The organism is Undibacterium sp. MH2W (genome assembly GCF_049340215.1).
GTDB lineage: Bacteria > Pseudomonadota > Gammaproteobacteria > Burkholderiales > Burkholderiaceae_D > Undibacterium.
Window position 1 is genome coordinate 1 of the sequence record NZ_JBMPPA010000007.1, and the last position, 23,591, is coordinate 23,591.

The window sequence follows — 23,591 nt, forward strand, 5'->3', positions numbered from 1 at the left end:
GCCAATGATAGTGCTGCAACCAGTGTGAAAGTAGGTTATCGTCAGGCTCCCTATTGCTACCCCTCTCTGCTATCGCAGTGAGGGGTTTTGCTTTTGTGCGCTCCGATTGGGGTGTTCAAATAAAGGCATTCAAATCGAGGTGTTCAGACTGGGGTGTTAAGATTTGGGTCTACAGATCAGGTATCAGACTGAAGCGCTCAGGCTTAGACGCTCACCATCAGTCGCTTGTCAGTCCCGCATCGTTATGACACTTGGCGTTCAAAATCCAAATCCCACAGCCTCCAATCCTCAGATTCTCAGATTCTCTGACAATCAAACTACCAAATCCTCAAATCTTTAGACTCTCAAATTCTCAGACAATCAAACCACTAAACCCTCAAACCCTCAAATCATCAAATCATCAAATTCAACGATGCCTTTAGGTTTTATGGATCGCATGCTGCGTGTTTGCAACCAGTACGTTCTTACTTAAACAACAACAGTTAAAAAATTAATGAAAAGATTAAAATATTAAATAATGTAAATTTTTGTTATATTGTCTATAGTTAAACACTGATACGAACAGTAATATCGTCACTAGCCTTACAACCCTTGTGATAAATGCTGATGGTATTCGTATATCCGATTCTGTTGCTGGGCTATAAGGAATTCATATGGGAAGCAGTAATCAAAAAAAGAGGATCATTGGTGCACTCTCGTTGGTTACATCGACGGTATTTTTAGGTGGATGTGGACTTGGGGCAGAGGCGGAGGAGCAGGGACGTGAAATCGGCAGCGCGATAGCATGTGCACTCGTTAACTGTACTAATTCGGACACCATGATAGTGAGTGACATCACTGCTTCTTATTTTGTGACCCAAAAAAATGGGCAGGTCAGTATCGGCGCTTTCTTTGGTCAGACAGCGAATGTTCTAACAACGGTAGCGATAACCGGAGGAGATGCCCTTTCTGCTGCCGTCGACAATCAGCCAGTAACGTTTCAGGCGACACCCACTTTTGGGTCTCCCTACACAGCTCGTGTTGCAGATGCAAGTTTGCAGCCTGTAGCGTCAATCAATTTTGTCCGTGGTGTAACGAGCTACACAAGTACAGTAACCTTGCCCCCTTCATTTTCGATGCTGTCTCCCACTCGGGTAGTCAACGTGGGTAAAAGTACTGGAAACTTAGTCGTACAGCTGAGCATCCCGACGACGACAAATGTGCAGGGAACAATTAATGGTTCTTGTAATCGGGCTGATGGTTCTAATTTTGTAATCAGCGACCCAATTCCGGTAAGTGTGACACCGGTTCCAAATACGAATAATAATTTTGCGATGGCGACTGCGGATATTGATTCGCAAGTTAACTATGCCGGTCAAACCGCGAATGCGCAAGGGGTGTCAAATAAATCACCGGTCACGACTTGTGCTTTACAGGTCGATTGGCAAACGCAGGTGAGTGGTGTCGTTAGTCCCAGTTTCTATAAAGCCAGTCGTATTTTAGGAATTCAATCTGTCGAAAACCAAGTTAATTACGACGCTCGTATTTGAATTGTTATTGAGGAAAAATGATTTGTGTAGAAACAAAAATCTTTGTTTCTACATGAGGGTACCTCAATGTGCGGCGGTATGAGGTCATGCTTTGTGCACGATAAACGACACATGTACGCTCAATTGTTACTTTTAATCAATTCCGATGCACAAAAAGATTTCCACATGGAAATGAATAAGGCCATTTGTTAAAATTATTTCCTATAAATGTAAATTCAGTGCAAATGAAATGTAGTGAAAGTTTGTTCAGCGCTTAACGAGCAAGAAGCGGAGCAGTTGGTTTAAGTACCTTGTCGACATTGGCGTCCTCAATCACTCTGAATATGTTACGGTTTATTTGCTCAAATTTCCATTCCATTTGATTGATTTCTCCACAAAGGAGTCGAGGCACATGAAATTACACATAGTCGCAATCGATGATTCTTCGGTCAATCTCCGTCTTATTTCGTATCTTATTCGTCAAGTCGAAGACTGCAATGTGAGTGAATTTATGGATCCTAAGCAGGGACTCGAGTATTGTATTGACCATGTGCCTGACCTTGTGATCGTTGATTACATGATGCCGGAATTGGATGGTATCGAATTTATTGAGCGATTTCGCGCTTCGCCAGGGCGAGAAGATATTCCTGTACTAATGGTGACAGTCAATGATGAAACTGAAATCCGTTACCGGGCGTTAGAAGCGGGTGCCAATGATTTTTTGACGAGACCAATCGATAAAATAGAATTTATGGCGCGTACTCGCAATATGTTATCGCTTCGACGTAGCCAGCGAAAATTATTAGACACCGCATCTTGGCTCACAGATGAAGTGAGAATTGCTACGGAGAAAATCTTGGCCCGAGAACGTGAGACGATCATTCGTTTATCAAAAGCGGCTGACTCTCGTGATCCAGATACGGGTACACACGTGCAACGCATGTCTGAGTTTTGCCGACTCATTGCAGAGCATCTTGGCATGCCCGAGGAAAGACAGCGGATTCTCATGGATGCTGCACCGATGCACGATGTAGGAAAAGTGGGTATTCCAGATCAAATTTTGTTGAACCCACATCCTTTGGATACCAATGAAATTGAAGTCATGAGGAAGCATTCGCAATTAGGTTTTGGGATTCTTAACGGGAGCCAATCGGAGATCCTTCAGGCCGCTGCTCAGATTGCCTTATCTCATCATGAAAAATTCGATGGTACAGGCTATCCGTACGGGCTGGCAGGTGATGAAATTCCCGTCTTCGCTCGAATTTGTGCCGTTGCTGATGTTTTTGATGCACTGATTTCTGATCGAGCATACAAAAAAGCGTGGACAGACAGTGAGGCAATTGCTTATCTTCAACAAGGTCGTGGAAGCCACTTTGATCCCGCTTGTGTTGATGCCTTTTTAGGGCATTGGGATGAGGTGATGCGAATCAGACACCGATTTGAAGCAAAATGATTCACACGGATATTCTCTATGGATGCGATGTATGGGCTTGAGTCATGTTCGTGGATGTCGTTGCGGTCTTTGTGGAAATCATTGAGAGAATATCGAAAAAAATGAAAGTCCTCTTACGGTCATCACTAGTCGTTCTCGCCTATGTGATGTTCGGGAAATTATCGATTTTACTTGCACTTTCCCCAGGTTACACGTCCCCTATTTTTCCTCCTGCAGGTATTGCACTTGCAGTCATATTTATTGGTGGAAAACGATACCTACCTTCGATCATGGGGGGATCATTGATCCTCAACCTGTCGATTGCGTACACTGCTGAACGAACGTTGAGCCTAACAGGACTGGTGGCTTCGTTCTGTATAGCGATGTATTCCATGTGCCAGGCGGGAGTTGGAAGTGCTCTTTTACGCCGAGCGATTGGATATCCTGCCCGTTTAGACCGTATCAGTGACATTACCCGCTTTATGCTATTAACGCCGCTCTGCTGCGTGATTTCCGCGACGCTATCAGTGCTGAGCTTATATCTTCTTGGTCTGCTGACACTTGACGCACTATTGACTAACTGGGTGATTTGGTGGATCGGTGATACCTTCGGTGTCATGTTGCTTTTCCCGCTGACTATGATCGTTGCAGGACAACCCCGTGAGTTATGGGCGAAGCGTGTTCACTCTGTCGGTGTGCCTATTCTCTTTGCATTTACGATTTTTGTTGTTTTTTTCTTCCGTGCCAGTCAGTGGGAGTCCGATGACGCATTGAACGATTTCCATCAGACATCGCAAACAATCAAAAATGAAGTGCAAGCAAAATTAGGTGAGCAAGAATCACTTCTGGAGCAAATGGCCGGGCTGATGATTCAGGATAAGAATCATCAAGTGAGTAGAGACGGTTTTAGCCGTTTTGTTGCTCGTTCGCTGGTCCGATTTCCAATGATACAAGCCCTAGAATGGGCGCCTTATATTACTACTGACAAACGTCAAGAATTCGAAGCGAGGCAAAGGGAAAACATCGCCGGTTTTGAAATGAAGGAACGTGATGCTCAGGGTAAGATGCATACGTCTCAACCACACGAATTTTATTACCCTGTTACCTATATCGACCCCCTTGCTGGTAACGAGCCAGCGTTGGGCTTTGATTTGAGTTCTAACCCTGCACGCCAGCAAGCAATCAAAAAAGCCGTGATGTCCGGTAAAACGGTTATTTCTGCGCCGCTAAAGTTGGTACAGGAGACGCAACAGCAATTTGGTGCGCTGTTGTTACTAGCGGTTGATCCTACTGATCCTCATTCCGACGTCGTTCTCTCGGTATTGCGTTTGGGTGGTTTTATGGAGCATTTGCTTCAACCTACACGACCATTTGTGTACAGTAGATTGATTGACTTAGACGATAACGTTGTTGTCTACGATAATTTCAGTGGTGTTCAACCACTACATCTTTTGCAATACGCGCTTGATTTTGGATCTCGACATTACCGACTAGAGACCGCTCCAACGCCTTACTACCTTGGTATGCACCGCAACTGGCAAAGTTGGGCGTTGTTAGGAATTGGTATGCTGGGAACAAGTTTGTTGGGCTCCTTATTGTTGCTCGGATCGGGATATGCCTCGCGTATCAAACAAGACGTGACACAGCGTACGAAAGAATTGTTGGAGGCTAAAAAAGAGCTTGAACGAGAAAATCGCAAAAAAGTCGCGCTACTCCAAAACGCCAGTGATGGCTTACATATTTTGAACAGACAGGGCATTCTTATCGAAGCCAGTGATTCGTTTTGTACGATGTTGGGCTATGAGCGACATGAATTAATCGGGTGCCATGTGAGTAAGTGGGATCAGCAGTTCTCGTCCGAAAAGTTAGATCAGGTCATTGCACAGCAATTTAATAATCCGACCTTGTCACGCTTTGTCACGCGTCATCGATGCAAAGATAGTACGTTGATTGATGTAGAAATCAACGGTATGCCGCACAACTCAGACGGTGAGGAAGTGCTCATTAATTCTTCGCGTGACATCACAGAACGCAATCAATCCATGGAGCAGTTGAAACTTGCAAAAGAAATCGCTGAGGAGGCAAGTAACGCGAAAAGTGATTTTTTAGCGAACATGAGTCATGAAATTCGTACTCCCATGAATGGCATTATCGGGATGACGGAGCTCGCGTTAGATACGGAACTGAATCAAGAACAACGCGGCTATATCGAACTGGTGAAATCCTCTGCCGATGCATTATTAATGATCATCAATGACATTCTGGATTTCTCGAAAATTGAAGCCGGAAAGATGGAGATCGATCATATTGAATTTGATCTGCACAATATGCTCGGACAAACGACAAGAACGCTAGCCATTCGTGCTGATCAAAAAAACCTTGAGCTGCTACTGGACATCGATCCTGCGATTCCGAGAATGCTCATAGGCGATCCAGGTCGTCTTCGCCAAATCATTATTAATCTCATCGGTAACGCCATCAAATTTACCGAACGCGGTGAAATCGTTGTCAAAGTGGAGATCAATGACGCTGATGGAAATGCAGATGGTGACGCAGATGGTGATGGTGACCGTATCCCCCTTCGTATTAGCGTGAGCGATACGGGAATCGGTATTCCTAAGGAGAAATTCGACGTCATTTTCGATTCATTCTCTCAAGCTGACAGTTCCACAACCCGTCTCTATGGTGGAACGGGTCTTGGACTTTCCATTTCTGCGCGCTTGATCGAATTAATGGGAGGTAAAATTTCTCTTGAGAGCGAGGTAGGGAAGGGGACGAAATTTTATATTGATCTTTCCATGGAGCGAGCTAAGGAGAGTAAATCGGAACTTAATGACGCTGTCTATTTGAAGGATATGCGTGTATTAATCGTCGACGATAATTCAACCAATCGCGAGATCGCGGTCGCTCTGACCAAACGCTGGGGCATGTTGCCCACGGCGGTTGAGGGAGGCAAGCAAGCCGTCGAAGCAGTTACGCAAGCAATGCTCGCAGATGATCCATTCAAGTTGCTTTTGTTAGATGTACGTATGCCAGATCAGGACGGATTTTCAGTGATTGAAGATCTTCGTGCAATGCATGCTGATGATATTGCGCCAGTCATGATGCTGACCTCTGAGGGGCAGCACGGTGATGCCGTGAAATGTCGAGAGCTCGGCGTCTCAGCGTATCTGCTTAAACCCTACACTCAGTCGGATCTTTTCGAAGCGATCATGAATACGCTTGGTCTCAGTGAGAAAGAGGAACCCGCTCTGGTCACCCGTCACTTTTTGCGAGAGACGAAGCAACATTTGCATGTTCTGTTGGCAGAGGACAATAGTGTGAACCAAGCCCTCGTCAAAGGTTTATTGTCCAAATTTGGACATAGCGTTGATATCGCACAAAATGGATCTGAGGCTATCGAGAAGTGGATCGATGGTCGCTACGATTTAATTCTCATGGACGTTGATATGCCAGTGCTTAATGGCTACGGCGCGACTGAGCAGCTGCGTGCTCTCGAGAAACAACAAGGTAATGCGCGTATTCCAATCATTGGACTCACAGCGCACGTTCTTGAGGGAACGCGTGAAAAATGTTTAGCATCAGGTATGGATGGCTATCTCAGTAAGCCCATTAACACGGAAGCACTTTGGAGGGAGCTCAATAGTGTTCAGCATGCGATTCGTCATGAAACATCACCGGCGGAAGTAGTGGCCAAGTCGTTGCCTGTGGTCGATTTTAATAAGACCCGCGAGAATATTGACGATGACCGCGAGATTTTTGAAAAAATTGTAGAATTATTCCTAGCCGAAGCGCCGCTCCATATTCAAAAAATTAGAGAAAGCACTATTCAAAATGCAGTAGACCAAGTCCGGCGGAGCGCACATACCCTCCGTGGAATGTTGGGTATTTTTGCGGCTGAGCGGGCCATGTTGGTTGCCGATAAAATAGAGGCGCAAGCTGGCAAAATTCCGCTTGATGATCTGGTCAACGAACTTGATGATGAGATCAAGGAACTAAAAGAAGCGATGCACACTTACGAATGGTGAGCTACGTTGTGAAAGTACTGTAATAACTTACGCCAAAGGCGAAAAACGTCATGATAAAAAAATTCTCGATCAGTATTCTTGCCTGTGTATTGATGGTTGCCTGCGCATCTTCAGAGAAAACCGGTACGACAGTAACGAGTGTTGATCACGTCGATCTGCAAAAATACCTTGGCACCTGGTTTGAGATTGGCTCGTTTCCAATGTTTTTTCAACGACAATGTGTTGCCAATAGTCAGGCTAACTATACGATGGAAGCAGACGGACGTATTGGCGTTCATAACCAATGCCAAACCAATGACGGTATTGATAAAGCGAATGGCGTGGCGGTCGTTGTTGATGGCAGTAAGAATGCCAAACTGAAAGTGTCATTTTTCGGACCATTCTGGGCGGATTATTGGGTGATTGGGCTCGATCCTAACTATCAGTGGGCATTGGTTGGCAATCCTAATCGGAAATATCTGTGGTTGCTTTCACGTACAAAAACACTCCCCAAAGAGCAACTCGATGCAGCGCTCAGTGTCGCGCGTCAGCAGGGATTTGACCTCAATAACTTCCATTACACCGTTCAACGTTAAAAGTTAAACGAACCATGCATTGATGATGTTCAATGCATGGTTGTTTGTAACGTGTTGGTGCGCGGGTACTTGTTTGGATAATGATACATTTTCTGTGGCTGGAGGGATCGCAGCGATAGACAAAGTATAACGTCCCTTTCTACAGTCACTTCGAATTTCTATGAAACTCCTTTCCTTCCTCGTCGTTGCAGCATGCTTATTTAGCACCCATGTTTCTGCTCAGGAAGTGAAGCCAAGTGATGCCTCCTTGAAAGAGTTGATGCAGTTGGTGAATGCCTCAGATTTGCTCAAAGGCATGGACCAGCAGATGGATGTCATGTATGGAAACATGGTTCAACAAATGACGAAAGGGCAGACCGTCACAGCGCAGCAACAAAAGGCATTGGACGATTTTCACGGGAAAATGAAAGATATTCTGCATCGGCAATTGAGCTGGGATAAATTAGAGCCGCAAGTGATACAGGTGTACCGCGATACGCTAAGTCAGGATGAAGTGGATGGCATCGTCGTTTTTTATAAAACGCCTGCTGGCCAGGCGGTCATCAAAAAAATGCCTCTGATCATGCAAGCAACGATGACAATGATGCAGAAAAATATTCCTTCGATGATGGCAGAGGTGCAAGAAGCAGCTAAAGAATCATTCAAGGATTTTGATCGTAAGAAATAAAAACCACATCATTCATCACGTGACGCTCGGCAAAATAGTGCTGTTTTTTGTTGGTTTTTTAAGAAATTATTTCGGAATTTCCATTTGAATTTTTAATGGTAGGGCGGAACCCGGTACGCAACGACCATTGAAAATACGCAATATCGAGGTTTTGACAAGTGACGGAAGCTTGATGTCGCGAGCCAAACCCAGCATTGACAGACCAAAAGCTGCGGATACTCGGAGCCGTTGTGATGTCCGATTGGTTGGGAATAGCGCTATACAACCGGTCCTGATTCAATTCCCGTTTGCGGAATCAAATCCGCGTCCGTCAATGCCCATGAACCGCCTTCCAGGCTGTGTACTCGGACGGTCGTAAACCGTAGCGCGCCAGCACCCCCTCGTGTAGCCTGCGGAGTTCTTCGACAGTCAGTGCGTGTACGCCGGCTTGTTCACCCTCAGGAATTCGCTCTGCCACCGCTCGCTGAATGCAGGAAAGCGGTTCAAGATCCGGATGCGTGATGATTTTTCGGATGGTCTGCTTGATGAAGTCACGCCATGCCAAGCGAAGGGGATCGGGTTCCGACAAGTCTTGTTTGATCGCCAGATATTCCTGCGTAGAACGCTCATAAGCCCAGATGTAAAGATCACGCAGCAGTTCCACGCGGGTCATTTCGTACACGCCGAGCGTGGCCCGGCTGTAGGCCTGCTCTGGCACGTCCAGAAAAGTCAGAGGACAAAGATTCGCGAGGAACAGCGGGAGATTCGCGGCCAAACGCGATGTCCGCTTATTGATGTCGGCAAAAGGCTGCAGGTAGGGCAAATGCACCATCATGAAGAAGGACTGCTCAAACGGATCCTGAATCTGGTTGGCTTTACCCAGAAGCACTCCCAGCACGTCTTCGATCTGCTGTGGTGTCGAGAGCGGGCGATAAACGCTTTTACCGATATCAACGGCGTGCTGGCGAATTCGTCCCTCATCTGCTGGATTAGGTAACAAGTTTTCCGCTAAAGCGCTGTGCAAGTTCATCAGCGTGTAGCGGTTGAACTCGGCGCTGTTGATGTTTTCGACCAGCAGTTCGATCGCCGTTTTATGGTTCAGGATCATCTGTGTTTCGATGGCCGCCTTGCCCCGAGCGGCCTTGCCATGCTCAATGAGTTCGCGTGTATCGAGCCGGGAGTAGGTGTTGCCCTCCAGATGGCTTGATGCCCATGACAAATCGATCAGGAGTCGATTGAGAATGGCGCGGCTGTAGGTGCCCGCTGGTTCGTCAACGTCAGTAGTTTTGCCCATTTTGTGTAGTTGGCGACGCAGCGACTCAGACAAATACCAAGTTTCATTTGGATGGTAAGCATCCAAAAAATCTCGCTGGTAGCCTACCGGCTTGCGCGCTTCCAGAGGTTGATCGACATAGGCAAGGATGTCCTGGCTGTCAGCAGATAGGGGAATAAAAGGCGGGAAGCGATCTACACTGGTGGCCAGTGCAGCGCTGCCTGGCTGAGCATCTGCACGCAAATAGCGACGGGCCCGACCTTCACCCTTTGCTGCGACGTGGCCGCTATCGATCAGCTTTGCGATCAAACGCTGTGCTGTTCGCCGGGCAATGTGAGGGTGCGCGGTCAGCAGTTCTGCCAACGTCAATCCATCCCCGGATGCCCGGATGCTGTTCAGTAAGTCTGTTGTAGATGACATCGTGTTGTGGCGCCGTTCGAGGTTTATGTGGCGCAATTATGGCGCAGTTTATCGAACTGCGCCATAATTGACCCAAAAAAGTGGCGCAGTTTATGGCCATCTGCGCCACATCGGGGTGAAAGTCGAGGTCTCTGGTGCAAGGCTGAGCCCAATAGTGCGCCCATTTACATCCAATATGGCGCGGTTCTCCGCACGATCTGCGCCGAACGAAGCGTTCATGCGCTCCTGCCAACCCATTCGCAAGGAGACTAAGATGGAAGTTGTGCACTTCAATCAAAGACAACTGGCCGTACGCTGGGACGTCAGTGAGGCTACCTGTAGCGCTGCCTAGAGATTTCTACAAGCCAACGTACGATGGCGTCTCATTTTGGGTGTTACTTGCGGACGTAGCGATCCTCCGTAGTCAGGATCCGCTGGTCAATCGTGCTTGCCGTTCAAAAACAATGACCTGCCGTCAGACAGTGCGAATAGATGAGGGTAGTTGCGGGTTCCTGCTTACTGGTTCGTGCTCCTGCGGAAAGTTGAGGAACCTTGTGCGTTGGAACGACTATTACGCCTAGCAAACAATCGAACAAAATCAATTAATCCGACCCGCTTGAGGGGAAATGAATATTTCGACACTTTTCTACCACTTCACGAATGGCGGCGGTGACAATGGGTGTCGAGCAAACCATCCGCCGGCAGCCCTAAGCAACATCTTGTGGAGCCCCGCATTCGGAAATTGTCTCTTTAACTGCTTCATGTAACTGGCAGGTACGCCACCAAGGATCATTCCGAGTGAAAAGTCAGCCAAGTCAGAACGCCGGAAAATCTCCAGTAATGGATACTGCTGAGCCAGCGGACCTTTAATCGATCTGATCTTGTGGTGTAGATCGATCAGCAGGGTGATTTCCTCCTGCCAGTGTTGCAATTGATGATCATTGAGATATTTCACGGCCTCGCGAATCGACGGAGGCAAATAATCAACTGTATGGTCAGACCAGATTCCGATGTCGTGATGGCACGCGGCGATAATCAGCTTATGGCGGTCTTCGTCGCTACTGGGTACCAGTGCAAAGCAGCAATGCAGCATGCGGTAGACGTGATTCCTGTAGCCCTCGTAATCGACGCCAATTTGTTCACGCCAGGGAGACAGGATTTGCTCAACAAGTGGCAACGATGGGTGAACGGTCAGGGCAGAGGTCATGTTGAAGCTCGCTTTAGATGTAGATGTCTCTATTTTCCACGTCAGTCGCCAACACGAAAAGTGGCTTAAATGACGATTGTCGGTAATAATAGGCCATTATGAAAACTCAGATTTCACCTCGGCCTTCTGTCGCTGTTGTTGCCTTCGACCTGATCAGTCCATTCCATCTTTCCGTCCCTTGTGTCGTTTTTGGTGAGACGCACCCGAGTTGTCCGCCCTTCGATTTCAAGGTCTGTAGTCTGGAAGCCGGCATGCTGCGGACGTCGGCGGGATTCGATCTCTCTGTACTCCACGGACTTTCGGCTCTGCGCTGTGCAGATATCGTTATCGTTCCAAGCTGGCGTGATCCAGACGAGAAGCCGCCGGTCCAATTGCTCGATGCACTGAATGCTGCCCATGTGCGCGGCGCAAAGGTCGTTGGTCTTTGCCTCGGAGCCTATGTGTTGGCAGAGGCTGGCCTTCTCGATCGGCGGTCGGCAACGACTCATTGGGCCTATGCCAAAGACTTTAAGAGTCGCTACCCGAAGGTAGAGCTCAACGCAGACGTTCTTTACGTTGAGGACCGCGGCATCGTCACCTCAGCTGGCACCGCAGCCGCAATTGATTGTTGTTTGCACTTGTTGCGCCAGCAGTGCGGTTCCGATGTGGCCAACCGGGTTGCGCGCAGGTTGGTAGTGCCGCCGTTTCGTCAAGGTGGGCAGGCTCAATTTATCGAGCAGCCCATACCTGAAACCAATGCAAACTCCCGTCTAGCCGGCCTGTTCGATTTGGTTCTGCAAAATCTTCACGAATCCCACTCGGTAGAGTCTATGGCCAGTCGCGCCTTGATGAGCCGGCGAACCTTCACCCGTCAGTTCAAACAATTGACTGGCACCAGCTTCTTGACATGGCTGCAGAATGCGCGTTTAGCCTTTGCGCAACGATTGCTTGAAACCACGGATGTTCCAATTGAGGTCATTGCCGACAAAGCCGGATTCGGTTCGGTGGAGTCTCTGCGCCTGCACTTCAAAAGGCATATGAGTATTTCCCCAAGCGAGTGGCGGAGGCAGTTTCGTAGCTAACATACGATGATGAAGCGGCACATAAATGACCTACTTCGGAAAATTTCCTTGACGGGGAATTGGCTGAACTTTGCTGTTCCGTTTGCAGCGAAACCTGCATTCTCCACTCTCTGAATTAGGGCGGCTTCCGTCGCCTGCCGATGGCAAAAACAACCCCCTGATTCGTCCGATCATAACCTGTTGATTTATAACAAGGCAAAGTGTGGCTTTTGCGGACTTTGGGTGACTTAAGGGGAGGGGCGCAGTTGGAGAGAAAAATGGCCTTGAGAGAGTCAAAATCGGCTTTTTCTGACCGCCCAGCCAAACCACGAGGTCTGCAGGAATCCGCGTGCACCCTCGAAGACACGCGGGAGTTCAAGAAAAATGCCCAACTGCATAGGCAGTTGGGCATGTATATTGGTGGGTCGGCGGGAATCGAAAACTACGCCAGTAAATGCTTTCAAGAGTTTTAAGCCAAAGTTACTACGATAGTTACTACATACGGTTGACGGTGCAGGTAAGTGCATTAAGTCCGTAATTTACCTGAACTCATTTTGTAAATAAATTTCTATCAATTTTATATTTTTAATAGTCTTTCATGAGGTTCGTTTGGAAACGAAGGGCGGGCAATATTCAAGAAGCCGAGTTTTCGGCTTCTTGACAGATTCTTTCATGGGGTTATTTTGAAAATCTGCCACCGTATCCTCAAAACTGAGTAGGCGGTTTTTCTCTGTTCGCCGCTGGTGGCTGGGTAAAGGGTCGGATTTCAAATGCTGCCCTTTGGTCGTCCTCGCGCGCGTGCGCGTATTGCTCCGATTTTAATTAATCGCGCGCTATCGGGATACGACCGATAGGCCGCTATGCTCAATCTCATCGCGCGCGTACTTCGCAGAAGTAGTGCCAGCATGTACCTGTATGGTATGGATAAAATTATATTTTTTTAATATGAGTCGAGTTAGTTACGGCACTTTTTCGGCACTTTGCCGATCATCGTCGGCTTCAGTAACTGCCTTCTCAGTATTTCTCAGCACTTTGCTGGCTTTAGTACCCCATCTGTCAAATTGCAAAAACTAAAAGTTATGGACAATTAATTGAAGATCTTTCTCATATCCACTGTCCGTTTATCCGACTTAGTTTGCAAGCTGGGAAAATCACGGTCAATTTGCGACCAAATCTCTAACACTTCTTTTATTTCTTTGCTAGTGTCTTTCAACTTAACCGCTTCATCTTTGTTCATTTCATTAATATCAATCGTTTTATGAGAGTCAATATAACCAGTTGAGAGTAGATATTTAATTGTGACAATATTCGAAAAGTACCGAATAGCCGTTATTGCTCTCAAATATTCCATCTCTCTTTTAAATATCGGAGTTACATCAGATTGAGCAGCACGAAGTGTTTTGACTTCATCAGGGGAGAGATTGATTTTGTCCAAATCTTGGGGGCTAACGTTATGCTTTATTGCTAACCCGTTTATGATTTTCATTTCAGGCAATTCGTCTAATAACTTGTTGAGTTCAAGAGTTGTTGCAGTGTACTCATGCTCTAACGCCAAACCTAGAGAGCATACTGATCGATTCTCCTCATCAGGGTGATTAAAATCTCCTAGTTTCTTCTTTATCGAAAACAAGTAGGTATATTTTTTAGCATCATCGCTATTTAAATTAGGATTATTGGAATCAACGGCTAATTTTATTGATTTCATTATTGCCGGATCAAGCTTATCGATGTGTTCCGTCCTAGCAAATGTTAAGAAAGCGTAAATTATTTCAGTGTCGCGTTGAAATTGACTTTCCGCTAGCGTTTTGAGGTTAATCTTAATAATTCGGGATGATAATTCATCAAAACGTTGGGTCTCTTCAATTGAAAGAAAATCCTTGATCGGTTTATTTTGAAATTGTTTTCCCTTGTATCGGTCAACTATGCCAACAATTTCGTTATGAGGCTGCATCAATTTTTGCCCCAAAGACACTTCTCTGTTTATGCTCGCAAAGTTTATCGACATCCAAGCTTTATCAGCAGTGCAATTTACTAATGGTATCTCTGCCGCCACCATAGGTTGATCTGTATTTTCTGAATCCGCATAAGAAAAAGCATGAAATGCAAACAATGCAAACGCAATTAGAGATCGAAAATCCATTTTCACACACACGCAAAGTTAATGTTAATTGTTATTCAGTAGTACAGAGAATACCTCAATAATTTCTTCGATGATAATCAATTTAATAATTGATCATGCCAAACCATCATTCTCGGTTTAATGAAATCTAATTCTTAAAATACACACTGAGAAACACAAATATAAAAAATTTTTCAATATGTACCTGATTGCGTACTTATTTGATGCTCTGGCGGATTTATATTTTTCCATATGGCGTCTTCATCACTCTGGCGCTGATGGTTTCCGGTTCGGGTTTATTCGGCTAATGGTGCGAACCTATGCCGAATTGAAAAAGTCTGAATTGTGGAAATAAAAAAAAGATTAAACCGACGGTCAGAACGCCATACGGTCTTGAGGATTTTACCCCCCCCCGCCCATTCCAAACACCTCTAACAGTCAGGCTAAAGGGCTACGGTCTCGCGCATTGAGAAGCGCCAGCAAATAAACAAGCCAGCTCTGAGGCTGGCGCTGGTCTTAGTGATATGTCGGCTTGATTAGCTTCAGTGCTGGCGGCTGGCGCTGCATGTTGCCTTCTTTGTCCTGCTTATAGGTAGGTATTGACTCAAACAGGCCGCCTTCCTCAAATAACGAATCTCCCACGGCTTGCCCTTCTTCGGTGTTGGTCAGGAAGTCCATAAATACCAATTGCAAGGCTTCAAACATCGCGCCTTCTTTAAAGTCCTTTCCTCTGTGTTCTGCTGAATCTTCCAAGCCATGTACAAAGATGATGTGCGCAAGGCTATCAGATTCGGTCAGGTCTCCACGGTCGGATACATTAACATTTACTAACTCGCACCTTTGCGCCAAGGTCGTGCAAGTATCAAGCATATGACTAATGTCCATCAGCAAATAGCCCCATGCCTTCAATGCCGCGTTTGTGCTTTCCATTCCTTTGTGGATTGCGCTGGCAGTCTGTTCTAGCTCTGCTATTCTTCCAGCGTAAAACGGGCTGTTATAGCCTTTTAGCTGCCTTGCCTTTCTGCCGTACTGATAGGCTTCGTCACGAGCTGTATTGAGCGTTTTAACCGTCTTCCTGATTTTGTGACGAATGGCAATCAGAGGAAGTGCTATTTCTTGCATGGTTAGCGGGGTCGAATCGGTATTTTTCCGTTTCGCTTTCAATTGGTGAATGTTGCCAGCGCCAGCAATTTCTTCTTTTGTTTTCTTACTCATTGCCTTTACTCCATAAATTTATCACATCGGGGTAGGTCTTCTCACATTCAGCCATCGGGCAATGTACAACTATTTCGGCGGCCTTCTGTAAAGCTTCACCAAGCGGCAATTGATCGTCACGCATAAAGACATAAGCCATGTTATGAATACGCCGCATCTCGGCTTCTGGGTGTCCTGCTGCGATTTCTTGCTGTACTAGGTCAAACCTAAACAGTGCATTGAGTTCTATCGGGCTTGATAGGTGGCGCTCGATCTCCGCCTTATGGGTTTTAAGTAATGGGGCATATTTGCTCACCGCCTCCCTTGTCCCGCTGGCCTTGATGCTTCCATTCACCAAATAGACTGATACGCCGCTTTGTTCACATTCTCTTAAAAGGTCGCAAACGCTCATAATTCAATCTCCATGTGATCTTGCTGGTTAGCATCAGAATCAGGGTTAAACTCATTAAGACCGCCAAAATCTGTTAAGACCGCCACGTTTTTTCCTTGGCGGTCTTGGCGGTCTAAATGATTTTTGGCGGTGTTAATCACTTTTGGCATACTCCAGAACCAGTTACCCTTACCCTTGCCTTGTCCTCCCTCACGGTAAGCCTCTACGCTTAAAGAACGCTTTGCACGCTCAATAGTTCGCCAAGCATGTCCGGCATCACTTGATTCTGCCTTAATAACTTTGGTGGGCTTATCGCCATCCGCAAGCAAGTCCTTTAAAAACTGCTCCGCATCTTTTCTTTCGCTGCCGTCTTCGTTACCGTCCTGTTCTACATCGCCTAAAATCTCTCGTGCTGTTCCTTCAATAGCTCCGTCCCATGTGGCATAAGTCGTTTCTATGTTGCCCTCTATGGTGGTGACATTCAGGTTATAGGCCACGCCGCCATCATCGGGGGCAATGTTAGATTTTGCTCTGGCTAATACGCGGCGTTCTCCTTCTTCGTCTTTGGCTGCAACTAAGACCATACGCGCCAGTGCTCCAAACGCTTGAGAACCTATAACGCGATCTTGTGGGGCTTTTCCTACGCCGCCTTTGGCAAAGTGCGTAATCCCTATGACCGCACACAGATGCGCCTCTGCAAAGTCCACGATAGCTTGCAAGCTCCGCCGTACATCATTGGCCTTGTGCATATCGCCTGATACCGCTGAAACTATCGGGTCAATGATAAGCAGTGAAATACCGCCAATTTTCTCTACTGCGCGGTGTAGGTCTGGCATATCCTGCGAAGGGTCAAACGGTACATTTTCGCCATGGTGTGTAATGCCCTCGATAAAATGGCATCGCTTTATATCTGCCCCAGAAGCAATTAAACGGGGTAGCAAGGTATCCTCTGCCACGTCCTCACTAGACCAGATAAGGACGTTTCCGCGTTTAAGGCAGTGACTACCGTCCGGCCATTTCCCAGCGGTTGAAAGCGTGGCGGCTAGTCCTAATGCAAGCGTGGTTTTGCCTGTTCCTGCTGTTCCGGCCAGAATCGTGAGCTTTCCAGCGGGTAGCCATCCACTCCATAGCCAAGTAATCGGTACTGGGGTAATATCGGCTCCACTGCGAATGTTAACGGCTCTGTCTTGGCTGTTAGTCTTCTGTGGTGTTGGCGCTGCTATATTGGCTTTATCCATGATGGCTTTAACGGCCTGTAATCCCTCTGAATGGTGCAGGTCGTTAAAGTCCGTCAATTGAATGTCATCATTTTGAAAATGCGGGATAGCGATTAAGCCAGATACCGCGCCCGCTGCTTTGGTTGCTGCAACTAAGCCAGTATTAACGCCAGTCTTACTCTCGGTCTTCCTGTCATTGTCTGCACAAATAATGATCTTAATTGCTGCCCCCAGCTTGGCACGTAAGGCAATCGCTACGGCCTCCATGTTTCCAGCATGGAAAGCCACAGCCACGGGGTAGCCTGTCGCCTGGTGTAAGCTCGCCCCAGTAGCGTACCCCTCACATATAAGCAAGGTGTGAACGGGCTTCCCGCCAATGCTGTGGTAGCTGCCTTTAATTTTGCCATCTGCTTTAAATCTCTTTGTTCCGTCCGGCTCAATGAATTGCAAGCTGGTCAGGTTTCCTGATTCGTCACGCATTGGGACTAATAACGTGCGCTTATCTGAAAGCTCCCTAACTCCATACGGATTAATGCCTTTACGTTGGCAATAGGGGTTATCTGCTGGCGCTGGTGAGGCGTTATCCCATAGATCAGCGCATAAGCTCGCGGCCTTATCCTGTGCCCTGATGCGCTCGGCCTCTGCCTGTGCTTTGGCTTGCTGCATCAGTTCTATGTGCTTCTGCCATTCGCTTGGGCTTACTTGCTCTTTGCGCTTACTGCTCCATTTTTCAGATAAGCCTGTGCGCCAATCGCCATAAGCGCCAGCGGCAATACTTCCATCATCATAGAAAACATACCATCCAGTTTTGGATTGTCCTTTATCTTCGGAAGTAGCGAAGCGGTGGACTTTGCCGTCACTAATAATCTCTGATGGCTCTAATAGATAGGCCGCCATAGCATCAATAAAGCGGCTGGCGCTGTCCGTCAATAGTGCGCTCATTTGCTTACCTCCGCCCGATAGTTCAAAGGATCTGCAAAGAATTTATGAAGTTCTCGATTTGAATAAGCGGTGCAACGCTCGGAAAATTTGACTGGTTGCGGAGCCATGCCTTTTTTCACTAGCTGCCGGAATTTTTCACGGCTAAATGGTGAAAATGGGGCTATCTGGCTCCAGCGGCTCATGCCGTCGGCTGGGAGGGTCTTACTAGGGTTTACTGCTGGGTTTGTAATATTGCTGGTTTGGTCTAACATCTGAAACGCTCCAGAGAGAGCGTCCGCAACCATCGGTAAATTAGGAGGGAAATAGGCGTGCGGACGCTGTTACGTCCGCTGTACCCTTCTTACGGGTCTGGTGATGGTGATACTCTGCATGTTCCGCATGGACATACGGGGCAGGCTTCTGTTCTTTTTTAACAAGAACACTAGTGCTTAGAGGAGGTGGAACAAGGAACTAGAATCATTTCATATGCCCACTGGCATCCTTCGCTGCGACAAAATGGAATCAAAATCTAACGAAGTTCCGCGATGGTATCATGCAATAGAATGCAAAACAATGCCCAAAAACAGCAAAGGGGCAATGCTTGTTTTCCCGCCGTCGCGGTAGGCATGGTTAAACTGGTTATCTTGCTTGGTGCTCTCTAAACTCGATCAGGTCGCGTATTGCTACGCCAAACCTTGCCGCTGCCTTAGTTAAAGATTCGTCCGCAGCATTCTTTCGTATGACAAGGTATGTCGGCCCATCGCACGACTGTTCATAGCGAATTGAATTGTCAGAAACTTGCGCTAGTCTGTTGTCGTCATAGGTGGTAAGAATTACACGGCGGTCGGAAAAGTCTGCGGTGTGTGTAAAATCTGCCTCAGCCATAGTTCAAACTCCTTGTTAGTTTGGTTTGTGGTCAGGCGGCCTAAGTGTTCCCGCACCTCGTCCGCCGCTCTACCTGAAACCGTCAGGCTACGGAAACAAGCAAGACCGCCAATAAGCCAGCAAGTACGGCACATAAAAAGCGTGGCGGTGTTGGCGGTGTTGATATTAATTTTATAATCAAATGGAATGGTTAGGCCGCTCTAAATGGTATGACCTGAGCGCCAGACTTTAGGCCGTCCGCATAGTCTGCCCACGCTTGCATCATCTTTCTACGCTCATCGAGATACTGCGCTTTCTGATATACACCTTTAACGCCTTGTTCTTTATGGGCTAACTGACGATCAATAGCGTCTGTATTCCAGCCCATTTCTGCCAGCATTGTTGCTGCTGTATGCCTGAAACCATGCGGCTGGATAATGTCACTGCTATATCCAAGAGTTTTCAGCGCGGCATTGATCGTATTTTCAGATAGTGGACGTTCGCCCGCGCGAACACCAAAGACATATTCACCATGCCCCGTAAGTGCTTGTAGTCCCTGTAGTTTCGTAGCTACCTGATTAGACAAGGGTACGATATGGTCTGTTTTGGTTTTTGTCGCAATATAGCGCCACTCTCTAGTCTCAAGGTCAATATCTCGCCATTTGGCGCACCTAAACTCAGCGGGGCGGGTAAATACCAAGGGTAATAGAGAAAGGGCGACCTTCACCATGGGAGTGCCAGCATAATTATCTATGTCGCGTAAAAGTTGCCCCAACTGCTTAGGGTCTGTGATGTGAGAGAAGTTTTTGCCCACATGCTTAGGCAGTGCGCCAATTAGGTCGGCGGCAATATCACGCTTTGCTTTGCCGTTAGCAATAGCATACCGCCATATTTGTCCATTGACAGCGCGCAATCGGTTAGCTGCCTCTGTCGCGCCGCGTTGGTGAACTCTGCGCAAACATTCCAATAGATCAGGGGCTTCTATGTCGGCAATGGGTTTGCGGCCTATCCACGGTATTAAATCTTTTTCAAGATAAGCTAGAGTTCGGCTGGAATGACTTTCTGACCATGCAGGCTTCATGCCCTCGAACCACTCCATAGCAATATGAGCAAATGAATCAACAGTGGGTAAGCCGGAATCTTCGCGTTTCTCAATGGCAATTTGCTCTTTCTGCTTCGCTATATCTTCTTTGCGTAACGCGCTGGGGTCTCTCTTGGCAGATATCTCCTCCCGCGCTGCTTTTGCCTTTTCTCTGGCTGTTGCTAAAGTAGTATCGGGATATTTGCCAAGACTAATGGATTTTCTTTTGCCCGCGAAAGTGTAGTTAAAGCGCCAAGCTCTGCCGCCGCCTTTTACTGCCAGCAATAATACTAAGCCGCCGCCATCATCAAGGCGCTGCTTGCCCTTGTATTCGGTCGCACCTGCCTTAATCGCTCTCAGGGTTGTATCACTGAGTTTTTCTATTGCCATGATGCACCATGTAGTAACTGTAAAATGTAGTAACTAGAAAGTGTAGTAACTCATTAAATGTCAGTTACTACGATAGTTACTACATATTAGCGTAGGTTACTACAGCAATCAATTGGCAACGCTAGGCGAAAAAAAACCCAGTTACCTATGAGAGTAGCTGGGTTTTGGTCATACATTGTCATGCTTTTGCAGTAATTTGGTGGAGTCGGCGGGAATCGAACCCGCGTCCAGAAGCACTCTACAGACAGTTCTACATACTTAGTGCTGCCATTTGATTTAATCTTGACGACGCGGACGCACACGCTGCGGCAAGACGAGTTACCTATGATTTAATCCTGGGTCAAGTAACCCGGCTCAGGACGATTCCATATGAATGTCCTTACTGCTGTTGCCAGCCCACCCTATGGACGAGGTGGTGTAAGGTTAGCCGGTATTAAGCGGCTAATGCGTACGAGTTATCGTTTGCAGTTATAAATTTCAGATTGTATTTACGAGGTAGTCTGGCCTCGGTATGCCCTGCACTGCTTTGCAACCCCTGTCGAAACCTGGTCGACCCCAAAGCCCTGCTAGTATACCTCAATAATGGGGTTGAAGGCAGGGGATTCAATAGCCAAAGACGGTTTAAAGCCATTCTTTGATGTGTTCTAAGAGATCTTGAGGGCGATGCAGCACGAGGTTGGCATCCCATTGGGTTGGTTCGGTCGCGCCGCAGTATCCCCATGCAGCAGCGACACTCAGCATCCCTGCAGCTTTTGCGGCTTGGATGTCACGTAAATCGTCGCCGACGTACCAGCAATGCTCTGGGGTAATCCCGATTTGCCTGGCGGCTTCAAGTAACGGTGCTGGATGTGGTTTGGCATGGGGTGTTGTGTCGCCAGAAATCACGCAACGGGCTTGCTTGAGATCGAGTTGCGGCACCAACGCGTTTGTAAAGCGCATGGCTTTATTTGTCACAATGCCCCATGGCAACTGGAGCGCGTCCAATCCTTGTAACAAGGTCGGTACTTCTTCAAAGAGTTTGCTGTGTAGAGCGATGGCTGATTCGTACTGATCTAAAAATTCGATGCGCATCGACTCATATTCTGGCGCCTCTGGTGTGATATTGAATCCAGCACCGATGAGTCCACGTGCGCCCGCAGAGGCGAAGGGGCGGAGGAGTTCATAAGGCGTTGGCGGTAATTGCCTTTTCGTACGCATGACATTCACAGCCGCTGCCAGGTCGGGAGCGGTATCTGCGAGCGTGCCGTCAAGGTCAAATAAAATAGCTTTGGGTGTTTGCATGGCGTGAGACATTAAGATTCAGGCGCACAGCAGGTATGGTGGTCGGCGCCTGAACGGGGAGGAGGGGCACTATTAGGCTGGTTTAGTGCAAGCGATCATGTAGTTGACGCTCGTATCGTTATTGAGCGAGTACATTTTTGTAATCGGATTGTAGCCAAGACCTTTCATCGTATGCACATCAAGGCCTGCATTGCGAACATCTTGCGTTAATTCTGCTGGCGTAATGAATTTTGCGTAATCATGCGTTCCTTTTGGGAGTAATTGCAGAACGTATTCTGCGCCGATGATCGCAAACAAATACGATTTAATATTGCGGTTGAGTGTCGAGAAGAAAACATGTCCACCTGGTTTCACCATTTTTGTGCATGCTCGGATGATTGACGCAGGGTCTGGTACGTGTTCCAACATTTCCATACAGGTCACAACATCAAATTGTCCTGGTTCCAATTCTGCCATTTCTTCTGCAGGAATTTTTTTATAGCGTACGGAGACACCAGACTCCAGACCGTGAAGGTCCGCTACTTTGAGTGCCTTGTCCGAAAGGTCGATACCGGTCACGGTTGCCCCTTTCTTTGCCATGGATTCGGCGAGAATGCCGCCGCCACAGCCAACGTCAATAACTTTTTTACCAGCGAGTGGAATCCGTTGATTGATCCACTCTAGCCGCAAAGGATTAATTTCATGGAGTGGTCGAAATTCTGACGTTGGATCCCACCAGCGATGGGCAAGCTCACTAAATTTTTGAATTTCTGCTGGATCTGCGTTAATGGTAGACATGATGTGATCGCTTTGGCACAAAGTGCGAATGGCAAAAAAGCATATTGTAGGCGATTGTGGCAGATGCCGCATTAGCCCACATCAATCCAGAGTTCTCAGTGGGAAATACGAATGAATGTGCGACGATGATGAACGCGAAAATTGTCGCAATAAAGAGGGGGAGGCAAAAAAAAACCCCGCGTTTGCGGGGTTTTTGTCATCAAACTGACGTTTGATTATTTAGTGACGTTGTGTGTACCAACAACTTCGATCTCTACACGACGGTTTTTAGCGCGACCTTCTGCTGTTTTGTTGTCAGCAACTGGTTGTTTTTTGCCTTTGCCTTCTGTGTAGACGCGGTTAGCTTCGATACCTTTAGTTACCAGGTATGCTTTAACTGCTTCAGCGCGACGGATAGACAATTTTTGGTTGTATGCATCTGTACCAACAGAGTCAGTATGACCAACAGCAACAACCACTTCCAAGTTGATTTCTTTCAACTTAGCAGCCATGTCGTCCAGTTGTTTTTTGCCTTCTGGTTTCAATACAGCTTTGTCGAAGTCGAACAATGCGCTAGCAGCGAAAGTTACTTTTTCGGAAGTAACAACTGGAGCAACTGGTTTTGGTGCAGGTGCTGGTGTTACAACTGGAGCTGGAGCCGGAGCAGGTGCTGGAGCCGCTTCTTTAACCAATGGTGCATCGCAACCTGGCACTGCATCAGCAGGTGTCCAGTAGCCAGTGCGCCAGCACAGGCCGAACGGATCTCGTGCAACTACACCACGACCGTCTTGAACGTAGCCGCTGTTTGGTGTGCTTGCTTTGATGTCTTGTTGCGCGGATGCAGAAAAGGAAGCAACTGCGGACGCTGCGATAACGAGCTTAACTAAAATTTTCATATTTCTCCTCTCGGGTGAGATTGAATTACCGCAGATAAACTGCGCAAAATGCTGCATAAAACCGGATGATACCACGTGCTTGATAACAATACCATTTCGTCAAACAGGCTTTTATCATTGATTGATATTTTGCCATAGATAAAAGATTAGGAGTGCTTCTTGTTAATTCATTAAAGTCGCGAATCGCCTACTGTGTCGTGTATTGGCAACGAAATATCAGAAGTTTATTAATTTTAGGCTAATTTTAGTCGATATTTGAATAAGTTTCCTTGATTGTAAATCATTGTTTTTTGCCTAATTTGTTGTTATCGAGGTCGACTATTGCACCGTTTTGGGTCTGAATGCGATTGATTATGGTGAAAATAAGCTTCTT

Annotated in this window: 17 protein-coding genes and 1 other RNA gene; 6 read left to right on the forward strand and 12 right to left on the reverse strand. The window is 47.1% G+C overall.

Annotation, left to right across the window (positions count from 1 at the left end; all coding sequences use genetic code 11):
• Window positions 1–653: 653 nt before the first annotated feature.
• The 5 genes from ACO0K2_RS15715 (at window position 654) to ACO0K2_RS15735 (ending at window position 8,210) form a co-directional block, all read left to right on the forward strand.
• The gene (locus ACO0K2_RS15715; protein ID WP_423020518.1) at window positions 654–1,529 is read left to right on the forward strand and encodes a hypothetical protein; all 876 of its coding nucleotides are present in this window, start codon (window positions 654–656) and stop codon (window positions 1,527–1,529) included.
• Window positions 1,530–1,920: 391 nt separating this feature from the next.
• Window positions 1,921–2,961, forward strand: a complete 1,041-nt coding sequence (locus ACO0K2_RS15720) for an HD-GYP domain-containing protein (RefSeq protein ID WP_423020520.1) — start codon at window positions 1,921–1,923, stop codon at window positions 2,959–2,961.
• 101 nt (window positions 2,962–3,062) lie between these two features.
• Window positions 3,063–6,968, forward strand: coding sequence for a response regulator (locus tag ACO0K2_RS15725; protein ID WP_423020522.1), 3,906 nt, complete (start codon window positions 3,063–3,065; stop codon window positions 6,966–6,968).
• Between the two features lie 50 nt (window positions 6,969–7,018).
• Window positions 7,019–7,543 (forward strand): lipocalin family protein, encoded by a 525-nt coding sequence (locus tag ACO0K2_RS15730; protein ID WP_423020524.1) that lies wholly within the window; start codon window positions 7,019–7,021, stop codon window positions 7,541–7,543.
• 160 nt (window positions 7,544–7,703) lie between these two features.
• Entirely contained in the window at window positions 7,704–8,210 is a 507-nt protein-coding gene (locus ACO0K2_RS15735) for a DUF2059 domain-containing protein (protein WP_423020526.1), read from the forward strand.
• 310 nt (window positions 8,211–8,520) lie between these two features.
• Here ACO0K2_RS15735 and ACO0K2_RS15740 read toward each other — a convergent pair whose 3' ends face one another.
• Entirely contained in the window at window positions 8,521–9,882 is a 1,362-nt protein-coding gene (locus ACO0K2_RS15740) for a Fic family protein (protein ID WP_423020528.1), read from the reverse strand.
• Window positions 9,883–10,507: 625 nt separating this feature from the next.
• Window positions 10,508–11,068: a hypothetical protein gene (locus ACO0K2_RS15745; RefSeq protein ID WP_423020530.1), complete on the reverse strand. Its 561-nt coding sequence runs from the start codon at window positions 11,066–11,068 to the stop codon at window positions 10,508–10,510.
• Window positions 11,069–11,166: 98 nt separating this feature from the next.
• Here ACO0K2_RS15745 and ACO0K2_RS15750 point away from each other — a divergent pair, with 98 nt between their 5' ends.
• Window positions 11,167–12,129, forward strand: a complete 963-nt coding sequence (locus ACO0K2_RS15750; protein ID WP_423020532.1) for a GlxA family transcriptional regulator — start codon at window positions 11,167–11,169, stop codon at window positions 12,127–12,129.
• 1,066 nt (window positions 12,130–13,195) lie between these two features.
• Here ACO0K2_RS15750 and ACO0K2_RS15755 read toward each other — a convergent pair.
• From ACO0K2_RS15755 to ompA, 10 genes are all read right to left on the reverse strand, one after another.
• Complete coding sequence (locus ACO0K2_RS15755; protein WP_423020534.1) at window positions 13,196–14,248, reverse strand: hypothetical protein; 1,053 nt, start codon at window positions 14,246–14,248, stop codon at window positions 13,196–13,198.
• A 495-nt stretch (window positions 14,249–14,743) separates the two neighbouring features.
• Window positions 14,744–15,442 carry a hypothetical protein gene (locus tag ACO0K2_RS15760; RefSeq protein ID WP_423020536.1) on the reverse strand — a complete coding sequence of 233 codons (699 nt, stop codon included), beginning with the start codon at window positions 15,440–15,442 and terminating at the stop codon, window positions 14,744–14,746.
• Complete coding sequence (locus tag ACO0K2_RS15765; RefSeq protein WP_423020538.1) at window positions 15,435–15,833, reverse strand: hypothetical protein; 399 nt, start codon at window positions 15,831–15,833, stop codon at window positions 15,435–15,437. The genes ACO0K2_RS15760 and ACO0K2_RS15765 overlap by 8 nt, the downstream gene beginning before the upstream one ends.
• Window positions 15,830–17,971: an AAA family ATPase gene (locus ACO0K2_RS15770; RefSeq protein WP_423020540.1), complete on the reverse strand. Its 2,142-nt coding sequence runs from the start codon at window positions 17,969–17,971 to the stop codon at window positions 15,830–15,832. The genes ACO0K2_RS15765 and ACO0K2_RS15770 overlap by 4 nt, the downstream gene beginning before the upstream one ends.
• Entirely contained in the window at window positions 17,968–18,222 is a 255-nt protein-coding gene (locus ACO0K2_RS15775) for a helix-turn-helix transcriptional regulator (RefSeq protein WP_423020542.1), read from the reverse strand. Before ACO0K2_RS15775 ends, ACO0K2_RS15770 begins: the two co-directional genes overlap by 4 nt.
• A gap of 803 nt (window positions 18,223–19,025) precedes the next feature.
• Window positions 19,026–20,285 carry a tyrosine-type recombinase/integrase gene (locus tag ACO0K2_RS15780; protein ID WP_423020544.1) on the reverse strand — a complete coding sequence of 420 codons (1,260 nt, stop codon included), beginning with the start codon at window positions 20,283–20,285 and terminating at the stop codon, window positions 19,026–19,028.
• Between the two features lie 197 nt (window positions 20,286–20,482).
• Window positions 20,483–20,842, reverse strand: a transfer-messenger RNA (tmRNA) gene (ssrA, locus tag ACO0K2_RS15785).
• 64 nt (window positions 20,843–20,906) lie between these two features.
• On the reverse strand, window positions 20,907–21,566 hold the full coding sequence (locus ACO0K2_RS15790) for an HAD family hydrolase (RefSeq protein ID WP_423020546.1): 660 nt from the start codon (window positions 21,564–21,566) through the stop codon (window positions 20,907–20,909).
• Between the two features lie 72 nt (window positions 21,567–21,638).
• Window positions 21,639–22,343 (reverse strand): bifunctional 2-polyprenyl-6-hydroxyphenol methylase/3-demethylubiquinol 3-O-methyltransferase UbiG, encoded by a 705-nt coding sequence (gene ubiG, locus ACO0K2_RS15795; protein ID WP_423020548.1) that lies wholly within the window; start codon window positions 22,341–22,343, stop codon window positions 21,639–21,641.
• Window positions 22,344–22,558: 215 nt separating this feature from the next.
• Window positions 22,559–23,218, reverse strand: coding sequence for an outer membrane protein OmpA (gene ompA, locus ACO0K2_RS15800; RefSeq protein ID WP_423020550.1), 660 nt, complete (start codon window positions 23,216–23,218; stop codon window positions 22,559–22,561).
• Window positions 23,219–23,591: the final 373 nt, after the last annotated feature.